Origin of the sequence: Pseudomonas delhiensis (assembly GCF_900187975.1) — a bacterium.
GTDB lineage: Bacteria > Pseudomonadota > Gammaproteobacteria > Pseudomonadales > Pseudomonadaceae > Pseudomonas > Pseudomonas delhiensis.
Genome location: NZ_FZPC01000030.1, coordinates 31,812 through 51,969 on the forward strand (window position 1 = coordinate 31,812; position 20,158 = coordinate 51,969).

The 20,158-nt window shown below is 69.1% G+C and carries 16 protein-coding genes; 5 read left to right on the forward strand and 11 right to left on the reverse strand.

Features of this window, described 5'->3' with window-relative positions:
- The first annotated feature begins 31 nt into the window (after positions 1–31).
- Positions 32–910 (forward strand): alpha/beta fold hydrolase, encoded by an 879-nt coding sequence (locus tag CHC02_RS24060; RefSeq protein WP_089393927.1) that lies wholly within the window; start codon positions 32–34, stop codon positions 908–910.
- Here CHC02_RS24060 and CHC02_RS24065 read toward each other — a convergent pair whose 3' ends face one another.
- Positions 911–1,372, reverse strand: a complete 462-nt coding sequence (locus CHC02_RS24065) for a DUF3301 domain-containing protein (protein WP_089393928.1) — start codon at positions 1,370–1,372, stop codon at positions 911–913. It abuts the gene before it with no gap.
- Positions 1,373–1,496: 124 nt separating this feature from the next.
- On the opposite strand from CHC02_RS24065, the gene pdxY reads away from it, so the two are divergent.
- Complete coding sequence (gene pdxY, locus CHC02_RS24070) at positions 1,497–2,366, forward strand: pyridoxal kinase PdxY (protein ID WP_089393929.1); 870 nt, start codon at positions 1,497–1,499, stop codon at positions 2,364–2,366.
- Positions 2,367–2,425: 59 nt separating this feature from the next.
- Here pdxY and ybaL read toward each other — a convergent pair whose 3' ends face one another.
- From ybaL to CHC02_RS24095, 5 genes are all read right to left on the reverse strand, one after another.
- Entirely contained in the window at positions 2,426–4,120 is a 1,695-nt protein-coding gene (gene ybaL, locus CHC02_RS24075) for a YbaL family putative K(+) efflux transporter (protein ID WP_089393930.1), read from the reverse strand.
- Positions 4,121–4,302: 182 nt separating this feature from the next.
- Positions 4,303–4,806 (reverse strand): acyl-CoA thioesterase, encoded by a 504-nt coding sequence (locus CHC02_RS24080; protein WP_089393931.1) that lies wholly within the window; start codon positions 4,804–4,806, stop codon positions 4,303–4,305.
- 141 nt (positions 4,807–4,947) lie between these two features.
- A complete protein-coding gene (locus CHC02_RS24085; RefSeq protein ID WP_089393932.1) occupies positions 4,948–5,706 on the reverse strand; it encodes an SDR family NAD(P)-dependent oxidoreductase in 759 nt (252 codons plus the stop codon).
- A gap of 191 nt (positions 5,707–5,897) precedes the next feature.
- The gene (locus CHC02_RS24090; RefSeq protein WP_089393933.1) at positions 5,898–7,280 is read right to left on the reverse strand and encodes a glutamine synthetase family protein; all 1,383 of its coding nucleotides are present in this window, start codon (positions 7,278–7,280) and stop codon (positions 5,898–5,900) included.
- A gap of 370 nt (positions 7,281–7,650) precedes the next feature.
- The gene (locus tag CHC02_RS24095) at positions 7,651–9,045 is read right to left on the reverse strand and encodes an aspartate aminotransferase family protein (RefSeq protein ID WP_089393934.1); all 1,395 of its coding nucleotides are present in this window, start codon (positions 9,043–9,045) and stop codon (positions 7,651–7,653) included.
- 223 nt (positions 9,046–9,268) lie between these two features.
- On the opposite strand from CHC02_RS24095, the gene CHC02_RS24100 reads away from it, so the two are divergent.
- Positions 9,269–9,931 carry a GntR family transcriptional regulator gene (locus CHC02_RS24100; RefSeq protein ID WP_089393935.1) on the forward strand — a complete coding sequence of 221 codons (663 nt, stop codon included), beginning with the start codon at positions 9,269–9,271 and terminating at the stop codon, positions 9,929–9,931.
- A 7-nt stretch (positions 9,932–9,938) separates the two neighbouring features.
- Here CHC02_RS24100 and CHC02_RS24105 read toward each other — a convergent pair whose 3' ends face one another.
- The 3 genes from CHC02_RS24105 to CHC02_RS24115 all read right to left on the reverse strand — a co-directional run bounded on the left by CHC02_RS24105 (position 9,939) and on the right by CHC02_RS24115 (position 12,029).
- Positions 9,939–10,151: a YgdI/YgdR family lipoprotein gene (locus CHC02_RS24105; RefSeq protein ID WP_089393936.1), complete on the reverse strand. Its 213-nt coding sequence runs from the start codon at positions 10,149–10,151 to the stop codon at positions 9,939–9,941.
- A 104-nt stretch (positions 10,152–10,255) separates the two neighbouring features.
- Positions 10,256–10,657, reverse strand: coding sequence for an SMI1/KNR4 family protein (locus tag CHC02_RS24110; RefSeq protein ID WP_009614862.1), 402 nt, complete (start codon positions 10,655–10,657; stop codon positions 10,256–10,258).
- 508 nt (positions 10,658–11,165) lie between these two features.
- Positions 11,166–12,029, reverse strand: coding sequence for a Tim44 domain-containing protein (locus CHC02_RS24115; RefSeq protein ID WP_089393937.1), 864 nt, complete (start codon positions 12,027–12,029; stop codon positions 11,166–11,168).
- 248 nt (positions 12,030–12,277) lie between these two features.
- On the opposite strand from CHC02_RS24115, the gene CHC02_RS24120 reads away from it, so the two are divergent.
- Complete coding sequence (locus tag CHC02_RS24120) at positions 12,278–14,035, forward strand: cation:proton antiporter (protein WP_089393938.1); 1,758 nt, start codon at positions 12,278–12,280, stop codon at positions 14,033–14,035.
- A 386-nt stretch (positions 14,036–14,421) separates the two neighbouring features.
- On the opposite strand, the gene uvrD is transcribed toward CHC02_RS24120, so the two are convergent.
- The gene (gene uvrD, locus CHC02_RS24125; RefSeq protein WP_089393939.1) at positions 14,422–16,602 is read right to left on the reverse strand and encodes a DNA helicase II; all 2,181 of its coding nucleotides are present in this window, start codon (positions 16,600–16,602) and stop codon (positions 14,422–14,424) included.
- A gap of 179 nt (positions 16,603–16,781) precedes the next feature.
- Here uvrD and CHC02_RS24130 point away from each other — a divergent pair, with 179 nt between their 5' ends.
- Complete coding sequence (locus CHC02_RS24130; protein WP_089393940.1) at positions 16,782–19,634, forward strand: EAL domain-containing protein; 2,853 nt, start codon at positions 16,782–16,784, stop codon at positions 19,632–19,634.
- On the opposite strand, the gene CHC02_RS24135 is transcribed toward CHC02_RS24130, so the two are convergent.
- Positions 19,631–20,155 carry a nitrous oxide reductase accessory protein NosL gene (locus CHC02_RS24135; RefSeq protein ID WP_089393941.1) on the reverse strand — a complete coding sequence of 175 codons (525 nt, stop codon included), beginning with the start codon at positions 20,153–20,155 and terminating at the stop codon, positions 19,631–19,633. The two genes, CHC02_RS24130 and CHC02_RS24135, sit on opposite strands and share 4 nt — an antisense overlap.
- Positions 20,156–20,158: the final 3 nt, after the last annotated feature.

A 20,158-nucleotide genomic window follows, 5' to 3' on the forward strand; every position in this document is an offset into this window, starting at 1 on the left:
TACACTGCGCGACCCTCGAGGAGAACGTCCGATGCAGCTGATCGCCTGGTCCCATCCCTGTTCCGCCGGCTTCACCCTGCGCGGCTGGCGCAGCGAACCCAGCGGCAAGCCACTGCTGCACTTCCTGCACGGCAACGGCTTCTGCGCTCGCGCCTACGAGCCGATGCTCAGGCACCTGGCGCGGGACTTCGACCTCTGGCTGTGCGACGTCCAGGGCCACGGCGACAGCGACCACGGCGGGCGCTTCCACGGCTGGAACCGCAACGCCGAGATGGCCGTGGAGGCCTTCGAGGCCGGCCGCGCGGTCTACGGCGAAGTGCCGCGCCATGCCTGCGGGCACAGCTTCGGCGGGGTGCTCAGCAGCCTGATCCTCGCCCGCCATCCGCAACTGTTCGAACGCGCGGTGCTGCTCGACCCGGTGCTCTTCACCCCGGCGATGATCGGCGTGATGGCGCTGTCCGAGGTGCTCGGCCTGCACGAGCGCAGGGCCATGGTGCAGAAGGCCAGGGCGCGGCGCAGCCAGTGGCCGGACCGCGCCGCCGCCTACGCCGGCCTGCACGGCCGCGGCATCTTCCGGGGCTGGACCGACGAGGCGCTATGGGCCTACGTGGAGAACGCCATCAAGGCGGTGGACGGCGGCGTCGAGCTGAAGTGCCGGCCGAGCCGCGAGGCGGAGATCTTCAGCTCCTTCCCCAAGCGCCTGTGGCCGTCGCTGGCGAAGGTGGGCACGCCGACCCTGGTGCTGTTCGGCGAGCGGACCTACCCCTTCGTGCCCAAGGCGGTGGCCCGCTGGTGCGCGCAGAACACCCACGTCGGCGGACAGAACGTCGCCGGCGGGCACTGCTTCATGCAGGAGTATCCCCAGGACAGCGCCGAGCGGGTGGCGCGCTTCCTGCTCGGGCACGAGTAGCTAGTCGCCGACTTTCTTGTCGGCGTGGTTGCGCCGCCACTCGTCCAGTCGCACCACCTCGGCCTTGTGCCGCGGCGCCTGTGGCTCGGCCGTGGGCGCCGGCAGGGCCTGGGCGATTTCCACCACCGCGCGCACCTCGTGGGGCTCGGGGTGGAAGCGGAAGGGCTCCAGCTCGATCGGGCCGGGGCGCTGGCCGAGCATGGTGATGCTGCCGTTGTAGCGGTCCTGGCCGCTGGCGGTGAACTCGAAGCCGTATTCCCGGGCCAGGCAGAGCATGCCGTTGGCGCCGCGGCGCAGGCGCAGGCGACGCAGGGCGACGTTCTCGTCGAGCAGCTCCACCCCCTGCCGCGCGCAGTGCTGGCGCGCCAGCTGCAGGGCGCGCTCGCGGATGCCGTGGGCGCGCCACCACCAGGCGGCGGCCGTGGCCAGCAGGAGGAATACGAAAAGGTTGCCCAAGGTCACTTCAAGGCTCCGCTCGGGAAGAGGCGCTTCAGCTTACCGAGTCTGTAGGAAAGCGGCGAGAGCCGCTGGTTCCCAGGTGGTGAATTGCGCCCCATACTGACACATCCAGTTGCAGGAATTCGCCATGTCGTCGCGTACCCCCCACGTCCTCGCCATCCAGTCCCACGTCGTCTTCGGCCATGCCGGCAACAGCGCCGCCGTGTTCCCGATGCGCCGCGTCGGGGTGAACGTCTGGCCGCTGAACACCGTGCAGTTCTCCAACCATACCCAGTATGGCCACTGGACCGGCCAGGTGCTGCCGCCGGAGCAGATTCCGGCGCTGGTGGAGGGCATCGCCGCCATCGGCGAGCTGGGCAACTGCGACGCCGTGCTGTCCGGCTACCTGGGCAGCGCCGCCCAGGGCCGCGCCATCCTCGAGGCGCTGGCGCGCATCCGCGAGGCCAACCCGCGGGCCATCTACCTGTGCGACCCGGTGATGGGCCTCCCGGACAAGGGCTGCATCGTGGCGCCGGAGGTCGGCGAGTTCCTGCTCCAGGAGGCCGCCGCGGTGGCCGACTACCTGTGCCCCAACCAGCTGGAGCTGGACAGTTTCTGCCAGCGCAGCCCGCGCTCCCTGGAGGACTGCGTGGACATGGCCCGCAGCCTGCTGGCGCGCGGCCCGAAGGCGGTGCTGGTGAAGCACCTGAACTACCCGGGCAAGCCGTCGGACGCCTTCGAGATGCTGCTGGTCAGCGCCGAGGGCAACTGGCACCTGCGCCGCCCGCTGCTGGCCTTCCCGCGCCAGCCGGTGGGCGTCGGCGACCTGACCTCCGGCCTGTTCCTGGCCCGCCTGCTGCTGGGCGAAGCGCCCTGCACGGCCTTCGAGTTCACCGCCGCGGCGGTGCACGAGGTGCTGCTGGAAACCCAGCACTGCGGCAGCTACGAGCTGGAACTGGTGCGCGCCCAGGACCGCATCGCGCACCCGCGGGTGCGGTTCGAGGCGAAGGCGATCTGAGGGTGCGTCAGCCGCTATCCTCCAGGCGGGGCCAGTAGCGACCGGCGCCCGCCGCGGCCTCAAGCCGACTGCGGCAGCCCATCCGGCTGCGGCGCCGGGGTGTCGTGCTGTTCGACGCGCTGGTACATGCCCTGGGCGATCTCGCGTTCGCCCATGATCACCAGGTTGGCGCCGTTCTGCTCCAGGTACTCCACCTCGGCGTCGAAGTGCGCGCGGGCGATGATGTCCAGCTCGGGGTTGGCCGCCCGTGCGCGGCTGGCGATCTGCCCGGCCTCGAAGCCGTTGGGGATGGCGATCAGCAGCCAGCGCGCCGTGGCGATGTTGGCCAGGGCCAGCACTTCCGGGTTGGCGGCGTTGCCGACCACCACGCTCAGGCCGCGCTCGCGCAGTTCGGCGGCTTTCTCGCGCTTGTCCTCGATCACCACCAGGGGCACGCCGTCCTTCTGCAGGCGCGCGCTGACCAGTTCGCCGACGCGGCCGTGGCCGATGAGGATGGCGTGCTCGTGCTCGCGCACCGGCGGCGGCAGGTCTTCGTCCTGCGCCTGGGCTTCGCTGGGCTGGGCGGCTTCCTTGCGCGCCTGCAGGCGCTCGATGGCGATGAACAGCAGCGGGTTGACCAGGATCGACAGGATGGCGCCGGCCAGCACCAGGTCGCGGCCCTGCTCGGGCAGCAGCTCGAGGGTCACGCCCAGGCCGACCAGGATGAAGGAGAACTCGCCGATCTGCGCCAGGCTCGCGGCGATGGTCAGGGCGGTGCTGTTGGGGTGGCCGAACAGGCGCACGATGACGTAGGCGGCCACCGACTTGCCGAACACGATGACCAGGAAGGTGGCCAGCACCGGCAGCGGCTCGTGGATCAGGATCGCCGGGTTGAACAGCATGCCCACCGAGACGAAGAACAGCACGGCGAAGGCGTCGCGCAGGGGCAGCGAGTTTTCCGCCGCCTCGTGGCTGAGTTCGGATTCGTTGAGGATCATCCCGGCGAAGAAGGCGCCGAGGGCGAAGGACACGCCGAACACCACCGCCGAGCCGGTGGCGATGCCCAGGGCGATGGCCAGCACGGCGAGGGTGAACAGCTCGCGCGAGCCGGTCGCGGCGATCTTCTCCAGGGCCCAGGGCACCACGCGGCGGCCGCCGAGGATCATCACCGCGACGAAGGCCACCACCTTGCCCAGGGTCAGCAGGATCGGCAGCAGGATGCCGCCGCTGGCGCCGTCCTCGGCCTTGCCGCCGAGGGTGCCGGCCAGCGCCGGCAGCAGCACCAGGGTGAGGACCATGGCCAGGTCCTCGACGATCAGCCAGCCGATGGCGATGCGCCCGCGCTTGGTGTCGATCAGCTGGCGCTGCTCCAGGGCGCGCAGCAGCACCACGGTACTGGCCACCGACAGCGCCAGGCCGAACACCAGGCCGCCGCCCAGCGGCCAGCCCATCATCCAGGCCAGGCCCATGCCGAGCAGGGTGGCCACGCCGATCTGCACCACCGCGCCGGGGATGGCGATGGCCTTCACCGAGAGCAGGTCCTTCAGCGAGAAGTGCAGGCCGACGCCGAACATCAGCAGGATCACCCCCAGTTCGGCGATTTCCGTCGACAGCGCCTGGTCGGCGACGTAGCCGGGGGTGAAGGGCCCGGCCAGCACGCCGGCCAGCAGGTAGCCGACCAGCGGCGAGATGCGCAGGCGGTTGGCCAGGGCGCCGAGGATGAAGGCCAGCACGAAGCCGACGGCGAGGGTGGTCAGTAGCGGTGTGTGGTGCATGGTCTGGGCTCCGGGCACGCAGGGAGCCAGCGCCCCGGGCGGGCGGCGGCTCGAAGGTGGATCACGGGGGCAAACCCGCGGATTGGACAAGTCTAGGCGCTGGCAAGGCTTTCGGCCTTGCCGACGCTCAAGGTTAACTCGTTGACGCGCCGGACTTTTTCAGCGGCACTTGAGAAATCTTGTCAAGAAATGTCGGCATCCTTGTCCCATTCTTCACGAATTGCCTGGTAACGCTGCTCCAGCTCCTGGCGCAGCTGACGGCGCTGCTGGGCCTGGGCGAAGCGCCGGCGTTCCTCCCGGGTGGCCGGCTGCAGCGGCGGCACGGAGGTGGGTTTGCGCTCGTCGTCCAGCGCCACCATGGTGAAGAAGCAGCTGTTGGTGTGGCGCACGGATTTCTCGCGGATGTTCTCGGTGACCACCTTCACGCCGATCTCCATGGAGGTGCGGCCGGTGTAGTTGACCGAGGCGAGGAAGGTCACCAGCTCGCCGACGTGGATCGGCTCGCGGAAGATCACCTGGTCGACCGACAGTGTCACCACGTAGTGGCCGGCGTAGCGGCTGGCGCAGGCGTAGGCGACCTCGTCGAGGTACTTGAGCAGGGTGCCGCCGTGGACGTTGCCGGAGAAGTTGGCCATGTCCGGGGTCATCAGGACGGTCATGCTGAGTTGGTGGTTGCCGGGTTCCATATCGCTCTCGCAGGGCGGGTGGGGGGACCAAGACTGGACGCACTGCGCCTGGCCTTGCGACACACTCTTTTCTATACCCCCCATTGGCCCCGGCGAACAGGGGCGCGCGCCAATCGCCGGGCGATTGGCGCGCGGTGCGGCTCAGCGGCCGGCGGAGAGGCCGAAGTCGATGGCCAGGTCGGCGCCGGTGATGGCCTCGGATTGCGGGCCGCAGAGGTACCAGACCAGGTCGGCGACTTCTTCCGGGCGGATGAAGCGCGCTTCCTTGCCCTGTGGATAATCCCGCAGCAGGGCGATCTTGTAGGCGGCCGGGTTGCCCTGGCCGTAGCGCTCGGCCTGGTAGTCGAGCATGGGCGTGGCGATGTCGGCCGGGGAGATGGCGTTGACGCGAACGCCGTCGCTGGCCAGCTCCAGGGCCAGGGTGCGGGTGAGCATGGTCAGCGCCGCCTTGCTCGCGCAGTAGGCCCCCGAGCCGCGGTAGGCCTGGCGCCCGGAGTCGCTGGAGATGTTCACGATGCAGCCGCGGTTCTCCTTGAGGTAGGGCGTGGCGGCCTGGCACATGTAGAACGCGGCCTTGAGGTTGACCCCCAGGACCAGGTCGAAGTCGTCCTCGTTGAAGCTTTCCACCGGGCCTTCGCGCCAGACGCCGGCGGCGTTGATCAGCGCGTCCAGGCGCCCGGTGCGGGCGAGGATGTCCGCCACCAGGCTCTGGCAATTGTCCGCCCGGCGCAGGTCGGCCACGGCGCTGGCATCCAGCGGCACCTGGGCGTTGAGCGCATGCAGCCCGCTCTTGTCGACGTCGGTGGCGGCGATGCGCCAGTGGCTCTGGGCGAAGCGCTTGGCGATGGCCTTGCCGAGGCCGCCAGCGGCCCCGGTGATCAGAACAACGGGTGTGCTCATTGACTGAGTGATCTCCCTGCCTGATAGGGAAAGGGCGCGCCGTCAGGCAGTGGCGGCACGCCGCAAGGAAGAGGGCCGCACGGGCGGCCCTCTGTCTCTACTGACCAAGAAAAGACCAGAATCTTCGCTTTGCCAGGGTAATTTTTTCGTAAATCCCGCTGGAGCTTTCGCAGGCGACTGATGGTCGCGGTTCAGGCGTGGTGCAGGTACCAGCGCCAGTCCTGTTCGCCGACTTCGCCCATGAACTGGCGGTACTCCTCCCACTTGATGGCCAGGAACACCTTGAGGAATTCCTCGCCCAGCGCCTCGCGGGCCCAGCCGGAGGCTTCCAGGGCGCGCAGCGCGGTGAGCCAGTCGGTGGGCAGGAACTCGCGGGCCTGCTCGTAGCCGTTGCCCTGGATGGCTGGGCCCGGGTCGAGCCGTTCGCGGATGCCCTTGTGGATGCCGGCGAGGATGGCCGCGGCGGCCAGGTAGGGGTTGGCGTCGGCGCCGCAGATGCGGTGCTCGATGTGGCGGCTCTGCGCCGGCCCGCCGGGCACGCGGAAGGACACGGTACGGTTGTTCACCCCCCAGCTCTTGGCCAGCGGCGCGTAGCTGTTGGCCTGGAAGCGGCGGAAGGAGTTGGCGTTGGGGCAGAAGATGGCCAGCGAGTCGAGCAGGGTGGCCATCATGCCGCCGATGGACTGGCGCAGCAGCGGCGTGCCCTGCGGGCCTTCAAGGTCGGAAAGCTCGCTGGCGTAGAGGTTGTTGCCCTCGGCATCGGCCAGGCTGACGTGCAGGTGCATGCCGGAGCCCGCGCGATCGCCGAACGGTTTGGCCATGAAGCAGGCCTGCAGCCCGTGCCTGTTGGCCACGCCCTTGACCAGGCGCTTGTAGCGCACGCCTTCGTCGATGGCCTGGAGCACGTCGAAGCGGTGTTCCAGGGTCAGCTCCAGCTGGCCCGGCGCGTATTCCGAGATGGCCGTGCGCACCGGCAGGCCCTGGGCCTCGCAGGCGGCGTAGAGGTCGTCGAGGAACGGCTGTACCTGCTCCAGCTCGTACACGCCATAGACCTGCGGCGCCTGCGGGCGCACGCCGTTCATCTGCACGGCCGGCTGCGGGCGGCCCTGGGCGTCGCGCTGCTTGTCCAGCAGGTAGAACTCCAGCTCCACCGCCATCACCGGGTGGAAGCCATCGGCCTTGAGCCGCTCGACCACCCGCACCAGCGCCTGGCGCGGGTCGGCCGGGGTGGCCGGCAGGCCCTGGGTCGGGTGCATGCTGACCTGCAGCTGGCCGGTGGGCGAGCTGCGCCAGGGTTGCAGGGTCAGGCTGCCGGGCAGCGGGTAGGTCCAGCAGTCGGCATCGGCCACTTCCCAGACCAGCCCGGTGCCCTCGACGTCCTCGCCCTGCACGGTGAGGGCGAGGATCGAGCTGGGCAGCGGCCGGCCGTTGTCGTAGATGGCCAGCAGCTCGTCGCGGTGCAGCAGCTTGCCGCGGGGGATGCCGTTGGCGTCGATGATGAACAGCTCGATGCTGCGCACCTCGGGGTGGGCGGCGAGGAAGGCTTCGGCTTCCTTTCGATCGGCGAATTGCATGGTGGTCCTCGGTTGGCGCGGCGCGCCGGGTGTTGTTCTCGTAGGAGCAGCTGTCTTGCAGGCTGCGCCGAAGTGTTCTTCGTAGGATGGGTTGAGCGAAGCGATACCCATCCTACGACGGCGTTTCTCCTGTTCCTTGTAGGAGCGGATTTATCCGCGATCCGCCGGCAGGCGGCGGAAGGCATCGCGGACGGAGTCCGCTCCTGCGTTCCAGGCGAGCGTGGCTTCTCGTAGGAGCGAGCTTGCTCGCGAACAAACGCAGTGCCATGCGGTTCGCGAGCAAGCTCGCTCCTACGAAGAGCAACTAGGCGCAGGCCGCGAGACAGTTGCTCCTACGATGGTGTTTCGAGCGGGCCCAGGGGGCGTTGCATCAAGCCTCGCGAGCCCCGGGAATCGCCAGCAGCTCCGTGATGCCCGCATCCAGGGTATCGATCAGGCGGTCGACGTCGGCTTCGCTGGTGTCCGGGCAGCAAAGGGTCATGTTGTGGAACGGCGTGATCAGGATGCCGCGGTTGATCAGGTACAGGTGCAGGGCCATCTGCAGTTCGTCGTGGAAGGCGGCCTCGGCCTCGGCGCCGGTGCGCGGCGAGACCGGGCAGAACTGGAATTCGCTGCGCGCGCCCAGTTCGGTCACCGACCACTTCAGGCCGTGCCTGGCGATCAGCCGGCGGAAGCCGTCGGCCAGGCGCCTGGCCAGCGGCAGCATGTGGTCGTAGGCGGCCTGGGTCATCACCTGTTCCAGGTTGGCGCGCATGCAGTGCATGGCCAGGGCGTTGGCCGAGAGGGTGGTGCCCATGCCGCTGTGGCCGTGGCCATGGCTGTCTTGCTGGGCCTTCTGTCGCGAGGCGAGCATCTTCTCGGCCATCTCCGCGCTGCAGCCGAAGATGCCGCAGGGCACGCCGCCGGCGATCGGCTTGCCGACCACGAAGAAGTCCGGGTCGAGGTTCCACAGCTTGGTGCAGCCGCCGATGCCGGTGGAGATGGTGTGGGTTTCGTCGATGACCAGCAGCGCGCCGTACTTGCGCGTCAGCTCGCGGCACTTCTGCAGGAAGCCCGCATCGGGCAGGACCATGCCGATGTTGGTCATCGCCGGCTCGCACAGCAGGGCGCAGACGTCGCCCCGGGCCAGCGCGGCTTCCAGCGCCTCGACGTCGTTGAAGGGGATGGAGCGGCTGTACTGGGTCAGGTCGTAGGCCTGGCCGACCAGCCCGGAGCGCGGCACGGTCTGGCCGTCGCGGTAGCGCACCATGACGTCGTCGACGGTGCCGTGGTAGCAGCCGTCGAACACCAGCAGGGTCTTGCGCCCGGTGATGGCGCGGGCCCAGCGCAGCACATAGCGGTTGGAGTCGGTGGCGGTGGCGGTGACCTGCCAGAAGGGCAGGCCGAAGCGCGCGGCCAGCAGTTCGCCGCAGACCACGGCGTCCTCGCCCGGGAGCATGGTGGTCAGGCCGTTGTTGGCCTGCTCGGCCAGCGCCCTGGCGACCGGATCGGGGGAATGGCCGAACATGGTGCCGGTGTCGCCCAGGCAGAAGTCCAGGTACTCGTGGCCGTCAACGTCGTAGAAGCGGGCGCCCTTGGCGCGCTCGACGAACAGCGGGCAGGGGGTGGACCAGTCGGCCATCCAGTGCATCGGCACGCCGGCGTACAGCGAGTTGCGCGCGCGCTCGGCCAGGGCCACGGATTTCGGGTTCTGCTCCAGGAAGCGTTGGCGTTCGCGGGCGGTGAATGCATCCACGGCCTGTTGGGCGATTCCGCTGGCGGTCATCTTGCACACCTCGTTTGTTTTTTTGCACATCTTCCGTTTGTGATCACAAAAAAGTCAATACATGCTGAGTGACGCCTGTTAATCTTCGGTACAACAGGATTTGTGATCACAAAAATGTGCGGCCCTGGCAAGGGGGCCCGACGAGGACGATTCGAAATGACGCACGAATGCAGCCTGACCTTCGCCCAACTGCCGGCGCCCCCGGCCCGCGCGGAGTGACGCCATGGCCGAGAACCTCCAGCAACAGCTGTACCAGAACCTGCGCCAGGCCCTGCTCAGCGGGCGCTTCCAGCCCGGCGAGCGGTTGAAGATCCGCGACCTGGCCGACGAATGGGGCACCAGCCCGATGCCGGTGCGCGCCGCGCTGCAGCGGCTGGTCGCCGAGGGCGCCCTGGAGGGCGAGCCGCAGCGCTCGCTGCGGGTGCCGGTGATGACCCGCGAGCGCTTCCTGCAGATACTGCAGATTCGCCAGTCACTGGAGGGGCTCGCCGTCGAGGATGGGGTGCCGCGCCTGCGGGGGGCGGACATCGAGGTGCTGGAGGACTGCATCCGGGCCATGGAGGAGGCCGTGCAGCGGCGCGACGTCCAGGCCTACCTGGAGCACAACAGCCGCTTCCACCTGACGCTCTACCGCGCCTGCGGCAACCACACGCTGCTACGCATGATCGAGGCGCTGTGGCTGCAGGTCGGGCCCTTCTTCAACCGGCTGTTCACCGGCGCCGACCTGTCGCTGCGCCTGAACGACTTCCACGAACACGCCCTGGACGCGGTCCGGCGGGGCGATGCCCGCGCCGCGCGGGCGGCCATCGAACAGGACCTGGCCTACTTCGGCCAGTACCTGCTGAATCTGCTGGCGCTGGAGTCGGGGGCGAGCGTGACGCGCTGAGGGCGCGTCACTCGGTCTTGATGTAGCGGACGTTTTCCTTGCGGATGAGGATGGTCTGCCCGTCCAGTTGTTCGAACTCGTAGTAGTCGTTGTACTTGTCGAAATCGGCGTGGTCCTTGACCAGGACCTCGCTGCCGTCGTTCAGCATCACCACGGCCTTGTCGGCACAGCCGGCCAGGCCGAGCAGCAGTGCGCTGAGGAATAGGTATTTCAGCTTCATAGAGTCTCCAAGGGACATCGTGGACCGGCCTTGGCAGAAGGTTTGGGTACACGCTCGGTAGCCACTGTGACAACCGCTCCGCTTGGAAATTCAGTGGTCCGGGCTCAGGTGTCCAACCATACGTCGCGTGCCCAGGTCCACACCGAGTCCCAGGTTTCCTCGGTCAGTTCGCCGTCCGCCCAGAGCACCACCTCGCCGTCCTGGGCCACCGCATAGTAGTCGTCACCATCGGCGCAGAGCGGTATCAGCTCGCGCGGCAGGCCCATCGCCCAGGCCACCGCGGCCACCTCCGGCAGGTAGGTGTGGGAGTGCGGGTCGGTCACAGTGACCGGCTCCAGGCGGCCGTAGACGACGTCGCTGACCTTGAGGAGGAACTCGCGGAATTCCGACGGAAGGCCGATCAGCAGCTCTTCCTCGATCTCCACCAGCAGTTCCTCGTCCGGCAGCTCCAGGGGGACAGGGACGGGCTCGTTGAGTTCACGCAATTGGTCGATGACATCTTCCACGGCAGGGGCCTCTCGATTGACTGGCGCGCTTTATACAGTAGTAGCCGGCCCTGGGCGCAAGTTCACGCTGGCGACGTCTGGCGGACGAGTGGAAGGGGTTGGGTTGGGAGGAGGCCGGTGGCCATGGGGGCGGGGGTGGTTCCGTACCCTCACCGCAGCCCTCTCCCAGGGGAGAGGGGCGTTCCGCTGCGCTCGGAGGTTTCGCTGGAAACCCGTAGGGCGCATAACGCCTACGGCGTTATCCGCCAAATCGCGGACAGAGTCCTACGGCTCCAGGATGCACGGTCGTAGGAGCGGGCCCTGCCCGCGAATCGCGCGCAGGGCGCGCTCAGGTGGGACAGCGGTGGAGGCGCAGGGGCGGACTCACCGGCCGCGCCGGGCACCCTGGTGTCACGGATGGCTGTCTCGCTTCCACAGGGCCAGTGCATAGGAACGAAAACGCCGTTTCCCGGTGGAGGGAAACGGCGTTCTTTCTTGGCTTAAGCGAACAGCGCTACGGCAGAAGCCATCAGCCGTTCTGGCGGATGCCAGCCAGCAGCCAGGGCTGGTCCTGGCCCTGGGCGCGCTCCATGCGCCAGCTTTCGCTGAAGGTTTCGCCCTGGTCGAAGCGCGAGGTCTTGGACAGGCCGCTGAAGGTCAGGGTGGCGATGGTCTTGTCGGCCTGGTCGTCGACGCCTTCCAGCTGCACCTGCAGGTTGTCGATGTAGGTGGACTGGTAGCCGTCGCCCAGCTCGGCGCGTTCCTGCTTCAGCCACTGCAGCATCTGCGGGGTGACGAACTCGGCGATCTTGTCCATCTCGTTGGCGTCCCAGTGCTGCTGCAGGGACAGGAAGTGCTCGCGGGCGGCGCCGACGAAGCGCTGCTCGTCGAACCAGCTCGGCGCGTTGATCACCGGGGCGGCGGCGGCCGCACGGGCGGTGGCGCCGAACGGCGACGGCTGGGCGGCCGGCATCTCGCGCTGCAGCGGGGCGTGCCCGGCCATGGCCGGCTGCGCCTGCTGGCGGCGACGGGCGGCGATGAAGCGGAAGACGACGAAGGCGATCAGGGCGATGATCAGGATGTCGAGGAACTGCATGCCCTGGAAGCCGTCGCCCATGAACATGGAGGCCAGCAGGCCGCCGGCGGCGATGCCGGCCAGCGGGCCGAGCCAGCGCGACGCACCGCCGGCCGCGGCGGCGCCTGCGGCCGCACCGGCTGCGGGGGCGGCGGCGTTGGGGGTGTTCGGGGCGGTGTTCGGCTGCGCCTGGCGGGTCTGGTGGCTGGGCGCCGAGCCCATGCTCTTGCCGCCGCCGAACCGTTTGGCGGCATTGACGTCGAGGCTGAGCGTCACGGCGACACAGAAGGCCATGGCAAGGCTGAGAAAGCGCTTCATCGGGGTCATTCTCTTGGTTGGAATACGACGCGCGCCATGTTGCCGAGCCTGGCCGCCAGCGGCCAGCCGGATTTTGTTTCCGGCTATTGCCCCTGCGTCATCCGGGCGCAGCGGGCGGCACCGGCGGGAACGTCTGTTACCGGGTTTTTCAGCGGCCTCGAAGGCGCTGGCCGTTTGATAGTCTGGCGGCCTAGCGGGGCCGCTGGCCGCGCGATCCCCCACTGTCTCATCGCGCGAGGACCGCCGCCATGCACGCCATCGACTTCATCCAGGACCTCGCGGTGATCATGCTGATCGCCGGCTTCGTCACCATCCTCTGCCACCGCTTCAAGCAGCCGGTGGTGCTCGGCTACATCGTCGCCGGGGTGATCATCGGCCCGCACACGCCGCCCTTCGGCCTGGTCCACGACGAGCAGACCATCAAGACCCTCGCCGAGCTGGGGGTGATCTTTCTGATGTTCTGCCTGGGCCTGGAGTTCAGCCTGCGCAAGCTGTTCCAGGTCGGCGCCACGGCCTTCATCGCCGCCTTCCTGGAGATCACCCTGATGATCTGGGCCGGCTTCGAGATCGGCCGGCTGTTCGACTGGAACACCATGGACTCGCTGTTCCTCGGCGCCATCCTGGCGATGTCCTCGACCACCATCATCATCAAGGTGCTGGGCGACCTGAAGCTGAAGAACGAGCGCTTCGCCCAGCTGATCTTCGGCGTGCTGATCATCGAGGACATCCTCGGCATCGGCATCATCGCGCTGTTCTCCGGCATCGCCGTGAGCGGCACGGTGGAGGCCGACCAGGTGGCCTCCACGGTGGGCAAGCTGAGCCTGTTCATGGTGGTGGCGCTGGTCGTCGGCATCCTGCTGGTGCCGCGCCTGCTGGCCTACGTGGCGAAGTTCGAGAGCAACGAGATGCTGCTGGTGACGGTGCTCGGCCTGTGCTTCGGCTTCTGCCTGCTGGTGGTGAAGCTGGAGTACAGCATGATCCTCGGCGCCTTCCTGATCGGCGCGATCATGGCCGAATCGCGCCAACTGGTGCAGATCGAGCGGCTGATGGAGCCGGTGCGCGACATGTTCAGCGCCATCTTCTTCGTCGCCATCGGTCTGACCATCGACCCGCGGGTGCTGGTGGACTACGCCGCGCCCATCCTGGTCATCACCCTGGTGGTGGTGCTGGGCAAGCTGGTGTCCTGCGGCACCGGCGCCTACATCGCCGGCAACGACGGGCGCACCTCGATGCGCGTGGGCATGGGCCTGTCGCAGATCGGCGAGTTCTCCTTCATCATCGCCGCCCTGGGCATGAGCCTGGGGGTGACCAGCGACTTCCTCTACCCGGTGGTGGTCGGGGTGTCGGCCATCACCACGCTGCTGACGCCCTACCTGATCCGCTCCGCCGACCCCCTGGCGCTGTACCTGGGGCGCACCCTGCCTTCGCCCATGGTGCGGGTGTTCGGCCTGTACGGCGAATGGCTGCGCAGCATCCGCCCGCGCGGCGACAAGGCGGTGCTGGCCGGGATGATCCGGCGCATCCTGCTGCAGGTGGGGGTGAACCTGGTGCTGGTGATCGCCATCTTCTTCGGCCTGGCGTTCTTCGCCGGGCGGATCGCCGAGTGGCTGGCCAACTGGATCGAGCACGAGGCGCTGCACAAGGCGCTGATCTGGGGCGCCGCGCTGCTGCTGTCGCTGCCCTTCCTGATCGCCGCCTACCGCAAGCTCAAGGCCCTGGCCATGCTGCTGGCGGAGATGGGCGTGAAGGCCGAGAGCGCCGGGCGCCACACCGCCCGGGTGCGCCGGGTGATCGCCGAGATGATCCCGCTGCTGTCCCTGGGCGGCATGATGCTGCTGCTGGCGGCGCTCAGCTCGAGCATCCTGCCGCCGGGCGAACTGCTGGTGGTGGTGGGCCTGGTGGCCGCGCTGGCGCTGGCGGTGGGCTGGCGCTGGTTCATCCGCCTGCACTCGCGGATGCAGATCGCCCTGCTGGAAACCCTGGAGCAGGGCAAGGGCGGGCATTGAGCTGCCCGCGCCGGGGGCGCCTCAACGGATGGGGTGAGTTTGCGAAACCCATTCGGCGGTGATGGGCTTGCCGGATGGTGTAGGAGCAACTGTCTTGCGTCCCGCGCCGAAATGCTCTTCGTAGGAGCGAGCTTGCTCGCGAATAAACCCCGCTGCGGAGTCCGTTCGCGAGCAAGCTCGCTCCTACAGGTTGCCGGAAGGCGTGGCATTTTCCTGTAGGAGCGGACTCTGTCCGCGATAGCCGGATGTTCCGGCGCGATTCGCGGGTGAGATCCGCTCCTACGCTGCGCCACCCGCGCCACTCCCCCGTAGGAGCGCGCCCTGCGCGCGAAATCGCGGACGGAGTCCGCTCCTGCAGGTGATGCCTGACGTTGGCGGCGGCGGCTCTACACCGCCTCCAGCTTGGCGTAGCCGAGCATCAGCCACTTGCTGCCTTCGCCGTCGAAGTTCACCTGCACCCGGGCCTGGGCGCCGGAGCCTTCGAAGTTGAGGATCACGCCGTCGCCGAACAGCGGGTGGCGTACCGACTGGCCGAGGGCGAAGGGGGTTTCCGGCACGCCGGCGCCGCTGAACAGGCTGCCGCTGCGCTGGTTGCCGGACAGCGGCCGGCTCACCGAGTTGGACAGGCGCACTTCCTGGATCAGGCCCGGCGGGATTTCGCGGACGAAGCGCGAGACCTTGTTGTAGGTCTCGCTGCCGTACAGGCGGCGGGTCTCGGCGTAGGTCAGCACCAGGCGCTGCATGGCGCGGGTGATGCCGACGTAGGCCAGGCGGCGTTCCTCTTCCAGGCGGCCGGGCTCCTCCAGGCTCATCTTGTGGGGGAACAGGCCTTCCTCCATGCCGGCCAGGAACACCAGGGGGAACTCCAGGCCCTTGGCGCTGTGCAGGGTCATCAGCTGCACGCTGTCCTCGAAGGCGTCGGCCTGGGTGTCGCCGGCCTCCAGCGCGGTGTGGTCGAGGAAGGCCACCAGCGGCGGGATGTCCTCGTCCCCGGGGGTCTCGAAGGCGCGGGCGGCGCTGACCAGTTCCTCCAGGTTCTCCACCCGGGCCTGGCCTTTCTCGCCCTTCTCTTCCTTGTGGTAGCTGATCAGCCCGGACTGCTCGATGACCGTCTGGGTCATCTGGTGCAGCGGCATGCCCTCGACCCGCTGGGCCAGCAGGTCGACGGTCTCGAGGAAGCCGTTGAGCGCGCTGGCGGCGCGGCCGGTCACGGCCTTGGCGGCGATCACGTCGTTGATCGCGCGCCACATGGAGGTGCCGTTCAGGCGCGCGGCGTTGCGGATGGCCTCGACGGTCTTCTCGCCGATGCCGCGCGGCGGGATGTTGACCACCCGTTCCAGCGCGGCGTCGTCGTCGCGCAGGCGGATCAGCCGCAGGTAGGCCAGGGCGTTCTTGATCTCGGCGCGCTCGAAGAAGCGCTGGCCGCCGTAGATGCGGTAGGGGATCTTCTCCCGCAGCAGGGCCTCTTCCAGCACCCGCGACTGCGCGTTGGAGCGGTAGAGGATGGCGATCTCGCTGCGCTTGAGGCCGTCCTTGCGCAGGGCGTCCGAGAGGGTCTCGACTATGTAGCGGGCCTCGTCGTGCTCGTTGAAGCCGGCGTAGAGGGTGATGGGCTCGCCATCCACCCCGTCGGTCCACAGTTCCTTGCCCAGGCGCCCGTGGTTGTTGGCGATCAGGGCGTTGGCGGCCTTGAGGATGGTGGCGGTGGAGCGGTAGTTCTGCTCCAGGCGGATGTCCTCGGTGCCGGCGAAGTCGTCGGCGAACTGCTGGATGTTCTCGATCTTGGCGCCGCGCCAGCCGTAGATCGACTGGTCGTCGTCGCCCACCACCATCAGGCTCTCGCCGCCGCGGGCGAGCAGGCGCAGCCAGGCGTACTGCACGGCGTTGGTGTCCTGGAACTCGTCCACCAGGATGTGCCGGAAGCGCCGCTGGTAGTGCGCCAGCAGGCCGGGGTCGTTGCGCCACAGGTCCAGCGAGCGCAGCAGCAGCTCGGCGAAGTCGACCACGCCGGCGCGGGCGCAGGCTTCTTCGTAGGCCTGGTAGACGCTGACCATGGTGGCCAGGTAGAGGTCGCCGCTGGCCTGGATGTTCTGCGGGCGGTGGCCCTCGTCCTTCTGCGCGTTGATGAACCACTGCGCCTGGCGCGGCGGCCAGCGCTGCTCGTCCAGGCCCAGCTCGCGCACCACGCGCTTGACCAGGCGCAGCTGGTCGTCGCTGTCGAGGATCTGGAAGCCCTCGGGCAGCCCGGCCTCGCGCCAGTGGGCGCGCAGCAGGCGGTGGGCCAGGCCGTGGAAGGTGCCGACCCACATGCCCGCCGGGTTGATGCCCAGCAACTGCTCGATGCGCGCGCGCATCTCCGCCGCCGCCTTGTTGGTGAAGGTCACCGCCAGGATGCTGTGGGGCGAGGCGTGCTCCACCTGGATCAGCCAGGCGATGCGGTGCACCAGCACGCGGGTCTTGCCCGAGCCGGCACCGGCGAGCACGCGCTGGTGCCCCAGCGGCGCGGCCACGGCCTGGCGCTGCGGGTCGTTGAGGGAGTTGAGCAGGAGGGAGAGGTCGTCGTTCATGGGGCGGCATTCTACCGATGGCGGGGAAAGCCCGGCAAACCGAAGCGCCGTCCGGCACCTGCCCGACGAAAGTTCAGTGATTTGCTGGCATATTGCCGCTTTGCCGAGCTTGGGCGGCCCTGCCGCCTCGGTTATGCTCGGGCCACGCCAAGGCCGACCACTACAAGAAAAAGCCGCCTATGACCGCATACCTGGATACCTCGGCCGTGCCGTTCAGCCAGGCCGAGATCCGCCAGCAGTACGCCCACGAACTCGCCATCGAGCGCACCCGCCTGCTCTACCAGGGCTCGCGGGTGCCGACCCTGCTCATGCTGCTCAACGGCCTGGCCTGCGCCGGCCTGCTCTGGCGCAGCCAGGACGGCCTGCTGCTGGCCGGCTGGCTGGTGTGGCTGGTGCTGCTGGCGGTGATGCGGCTGATCCAGGTCGCCGCCTTCCACAACGCCGAGCCGCAGCGCCAGGCCGAGGCCCACTGGCAGCGGGCGTTCCTCTTCGGCGCCGGCGCCTCGGGGCTGACCCTGGCCTTCGCCGCCATCGCCCTGGTGCCGCCGGATGCCTTCCTGCAGCAGGCCCTGGTGTTCGGCCTGATCGCCGCGGCCATCCTCTCCGCCAGCGTCGCCTACGCCGTGAGCCTGCCGGCCTTCCTGACCTTCGCCTTGCCCTGCCTGCTGCCGTCCATCGGCTACCTGCTGCTCAGGGGCAGCGACCTGCAGCAGGGCTGGGGGCTGCTCGGCTCGATCCTGCTGTCGGCCCTGCTGGTGGTGGCCTGGCAGGTCAACCGGCTGGTCCAGGGCAGCCTGCTGCGGCGCTTCCAGACCCTCGCCCTGGTGGCCCACCTGGAGCAGGCCAAGGGCCGCACGGAAGCTCTCAACCAGGACCTGGCCCGCGAGGTCGAGCAGCGCCGCAGCGCCGAACGCGCCCTGCGCGAGGCCCGCGACCAGCTGCAGGCGCGGGTCGAGGCCGGCAGCCTGGAGCTGAGCGACAGCCAGGCGCGCCTGGCCCTGGCCCTGGAGGCCAGCGAGCTGGGGCTGTGGGACTGGAACCTGCGCACCGACGAGGTGCACCACTCGCGCCTGCGGGAAATCTTCGGCCTCGACCAGGACGCGGTGCGCAGCATGCGCGCCGACCTGCGCCCGCTGCTGCACCCGGACGACGTGCCGCTGCTGCGCCGGGCCCTGGCCGACCACCTGCGCGGGCGCACCGACGGCTACCGCGTCGAATACCGCGTGCGCCATGCCGACGGCCACTGGGTGTGGGTGGAGGACCGCGGCCGGGTGATGGCCCGCGACGCCCGCGGCAAGGTCACGCGGATGCTCGGCACCCGCTGCGACGTCAGCGCGCGCAAGCGCCGCGAGGAAGAGCAGCGCCTGGCCGCCACCGTGTTCGAGGCGGCCAGCGAGGGCATCGTCATCCTCGACGCCGACTACCGCCTGCTGGCGGTCAACCAGGCCTTCAGCCGCGTCACCGGGCACCGCCCGGAAGAGGTGATCGGCGAGGTCGCCGCGAACCTCTCCGGCAACCCCGAGACCCGCCGCCAGTACCTGCTGATCCGCGAGGAGCTGGAGCGCGTCGGCAGCTGGCAGGGCGAGCTGCTGGAGACGCGCAGGAACGGCGAGCCGTACCCGCAGTGGCTGCAGCTGAACATGGTGCGCGACAACCGCGGCCAGCCGTCCCACGTGGTGGGCTTCTTCGCCGACCTCACGGCGCGCCGCGACGCCGAGGAGCGCCTGCGCTACCTGTCGCACTACGACGAACTCACCGGCCTGGCCAACCGCGGCCTGTTCAAGCAGCGCCTGCATGACGCCGGCCAGCGCGCGCGGCACAGCGGGCGCAGCCTGGCCCTGCTGCTGATCGACCTGGACCGCTTCAAGCTGCTCAACGACAGCCTCGGCCACGAGGTCGGCGACCAGTTGCTGCGGCAGATCGCCCGGCGCCTGACCCAGGCGGTGCCGGAGGCGGACACCATCGCCCGGCTGTCGGCCGACGAGTTCGCCGTGCTGGTGGACTCCTATTCCAGCCTCTCGGCCCTGGCGCGCCTGTCCAGCCGCCTGCTGACGCGGCTGCGCATGCCGATGAGCGTCGCCGGCCAGGAGCTGATGCTCAGCGCCTCCCTGGGCATCAGCCTGCTGCCGGAGAACGCCCGGGAGATTTCCGCGCTGATGAGCCAGGCGAACATGGCCATGCAGCACGCCAAGCACCTGGGCGGCAACACCTTCCAGTTCTTCACCGACAACCTCCAGGCCTGCACCCTGGAGCGCCTGCAGCTGGAAGTGCAGCTGCGCAAGGCCATCGAGGACGGCCAGCTGGAGGTGCACTACCAGCCCAAGCTGAACCTGGCCAACGGCCGCCTGGACAGCGCCGAGGCCCTGGTGCGCTGGCGCCATCCGCAGCTGGGCATGGTGCCGCCGGGCGAGTTCATCCCCCTGGCCGAGGAAACCGGGCTGATCGGCGCCATCGGCGAGTTCGTGCTGCGCCGCGCCTGCCGCCAGGCGCGTGCCTGGCAGGCCCGGGGGCTGGCCGACCTGCGGGTGTCGGTGAACCTCTCGGTGCACCAGCTGCGCCAGGGCAACCTGGCCAGCCTGGTGCGCACCGTGCTCGATGAGACGGGCCTGGCGCCGCGGCTGCTGGAGCTGGAGATCACCGAGAGCCAGCTGCTGGAGAACGTCGAGAGCGTCATCGCCACCTTCCGCCAGCTGCGCGAGATGGGCGTGAAGCTGGCCATCGACGACTTCGGCACCGGCTATTCCTCGCTCAGCTACCTCAAGCGCTTCCCGGTGGACTACGTGAAGATCGACCAGACCTTCATCCGCGACCTGTCCGCCCAGGGCGAGGACGCCGCCATCACCCGCGCCATCATCGCCATGGTCCACAGCCTGGAGCTGAAGGTGGTGGCCGAGGGCGTGGAGCGCCAGGAGCAGTTGGATTTCCTGCGCCAGCACCGCTGCGACGAGATCCAGGGCTACCTGATCAGCCCGCCGCTGGCGCCGGCGGCCTTCGCCGCCCTCCTGGAGGCCTACGGCCAGCCGGCGGGCTAGTGCGCCTGGTGCGCGTGGTCGCCGCCCACGCCCTGCAGCACCGCCTGGTCGATCTCGGCGAAGCGCAGCACGCGGCCGCCTTCAGCCTTGGCCAGACGCTCGGCGTCGGCCTGGTTGCCGAAGGAGGCGAGGGTGGCGCCCATCGCCCCGGGGCGCTGGATGCCCACCACGTAGTAGGCGCCGGTGGCGTCGATCAGGTGGCGGTCGTCCGGGTGGTTCCAGTCGCTGCGGGCCATGTCGTGCACGTACAGGCGCTGGCCGTCGTGGCGGTTCTCCGGCTGCAGCCACCAGCCGAGCAGCTCGGCGGTGGAGCAGAACTTGCGCACCTTGCCGGCGCCCACGGCCTCGCCCTTGGGGCCGGGGAAGCCGTCGATGAGCATGCCGCAGACGTGGCATTCGTCGCCGCTGTGGAAGGGCACCGGGGCGAGGTCGGCGGCGTCCTGGCGGCCGTCGCCGCAGCCGGCGAGCAGCAGGCCGAGCAGGGCGGCGAGGTAGAGGCGGGGCGGGCGGGGCAGCGGCATCGG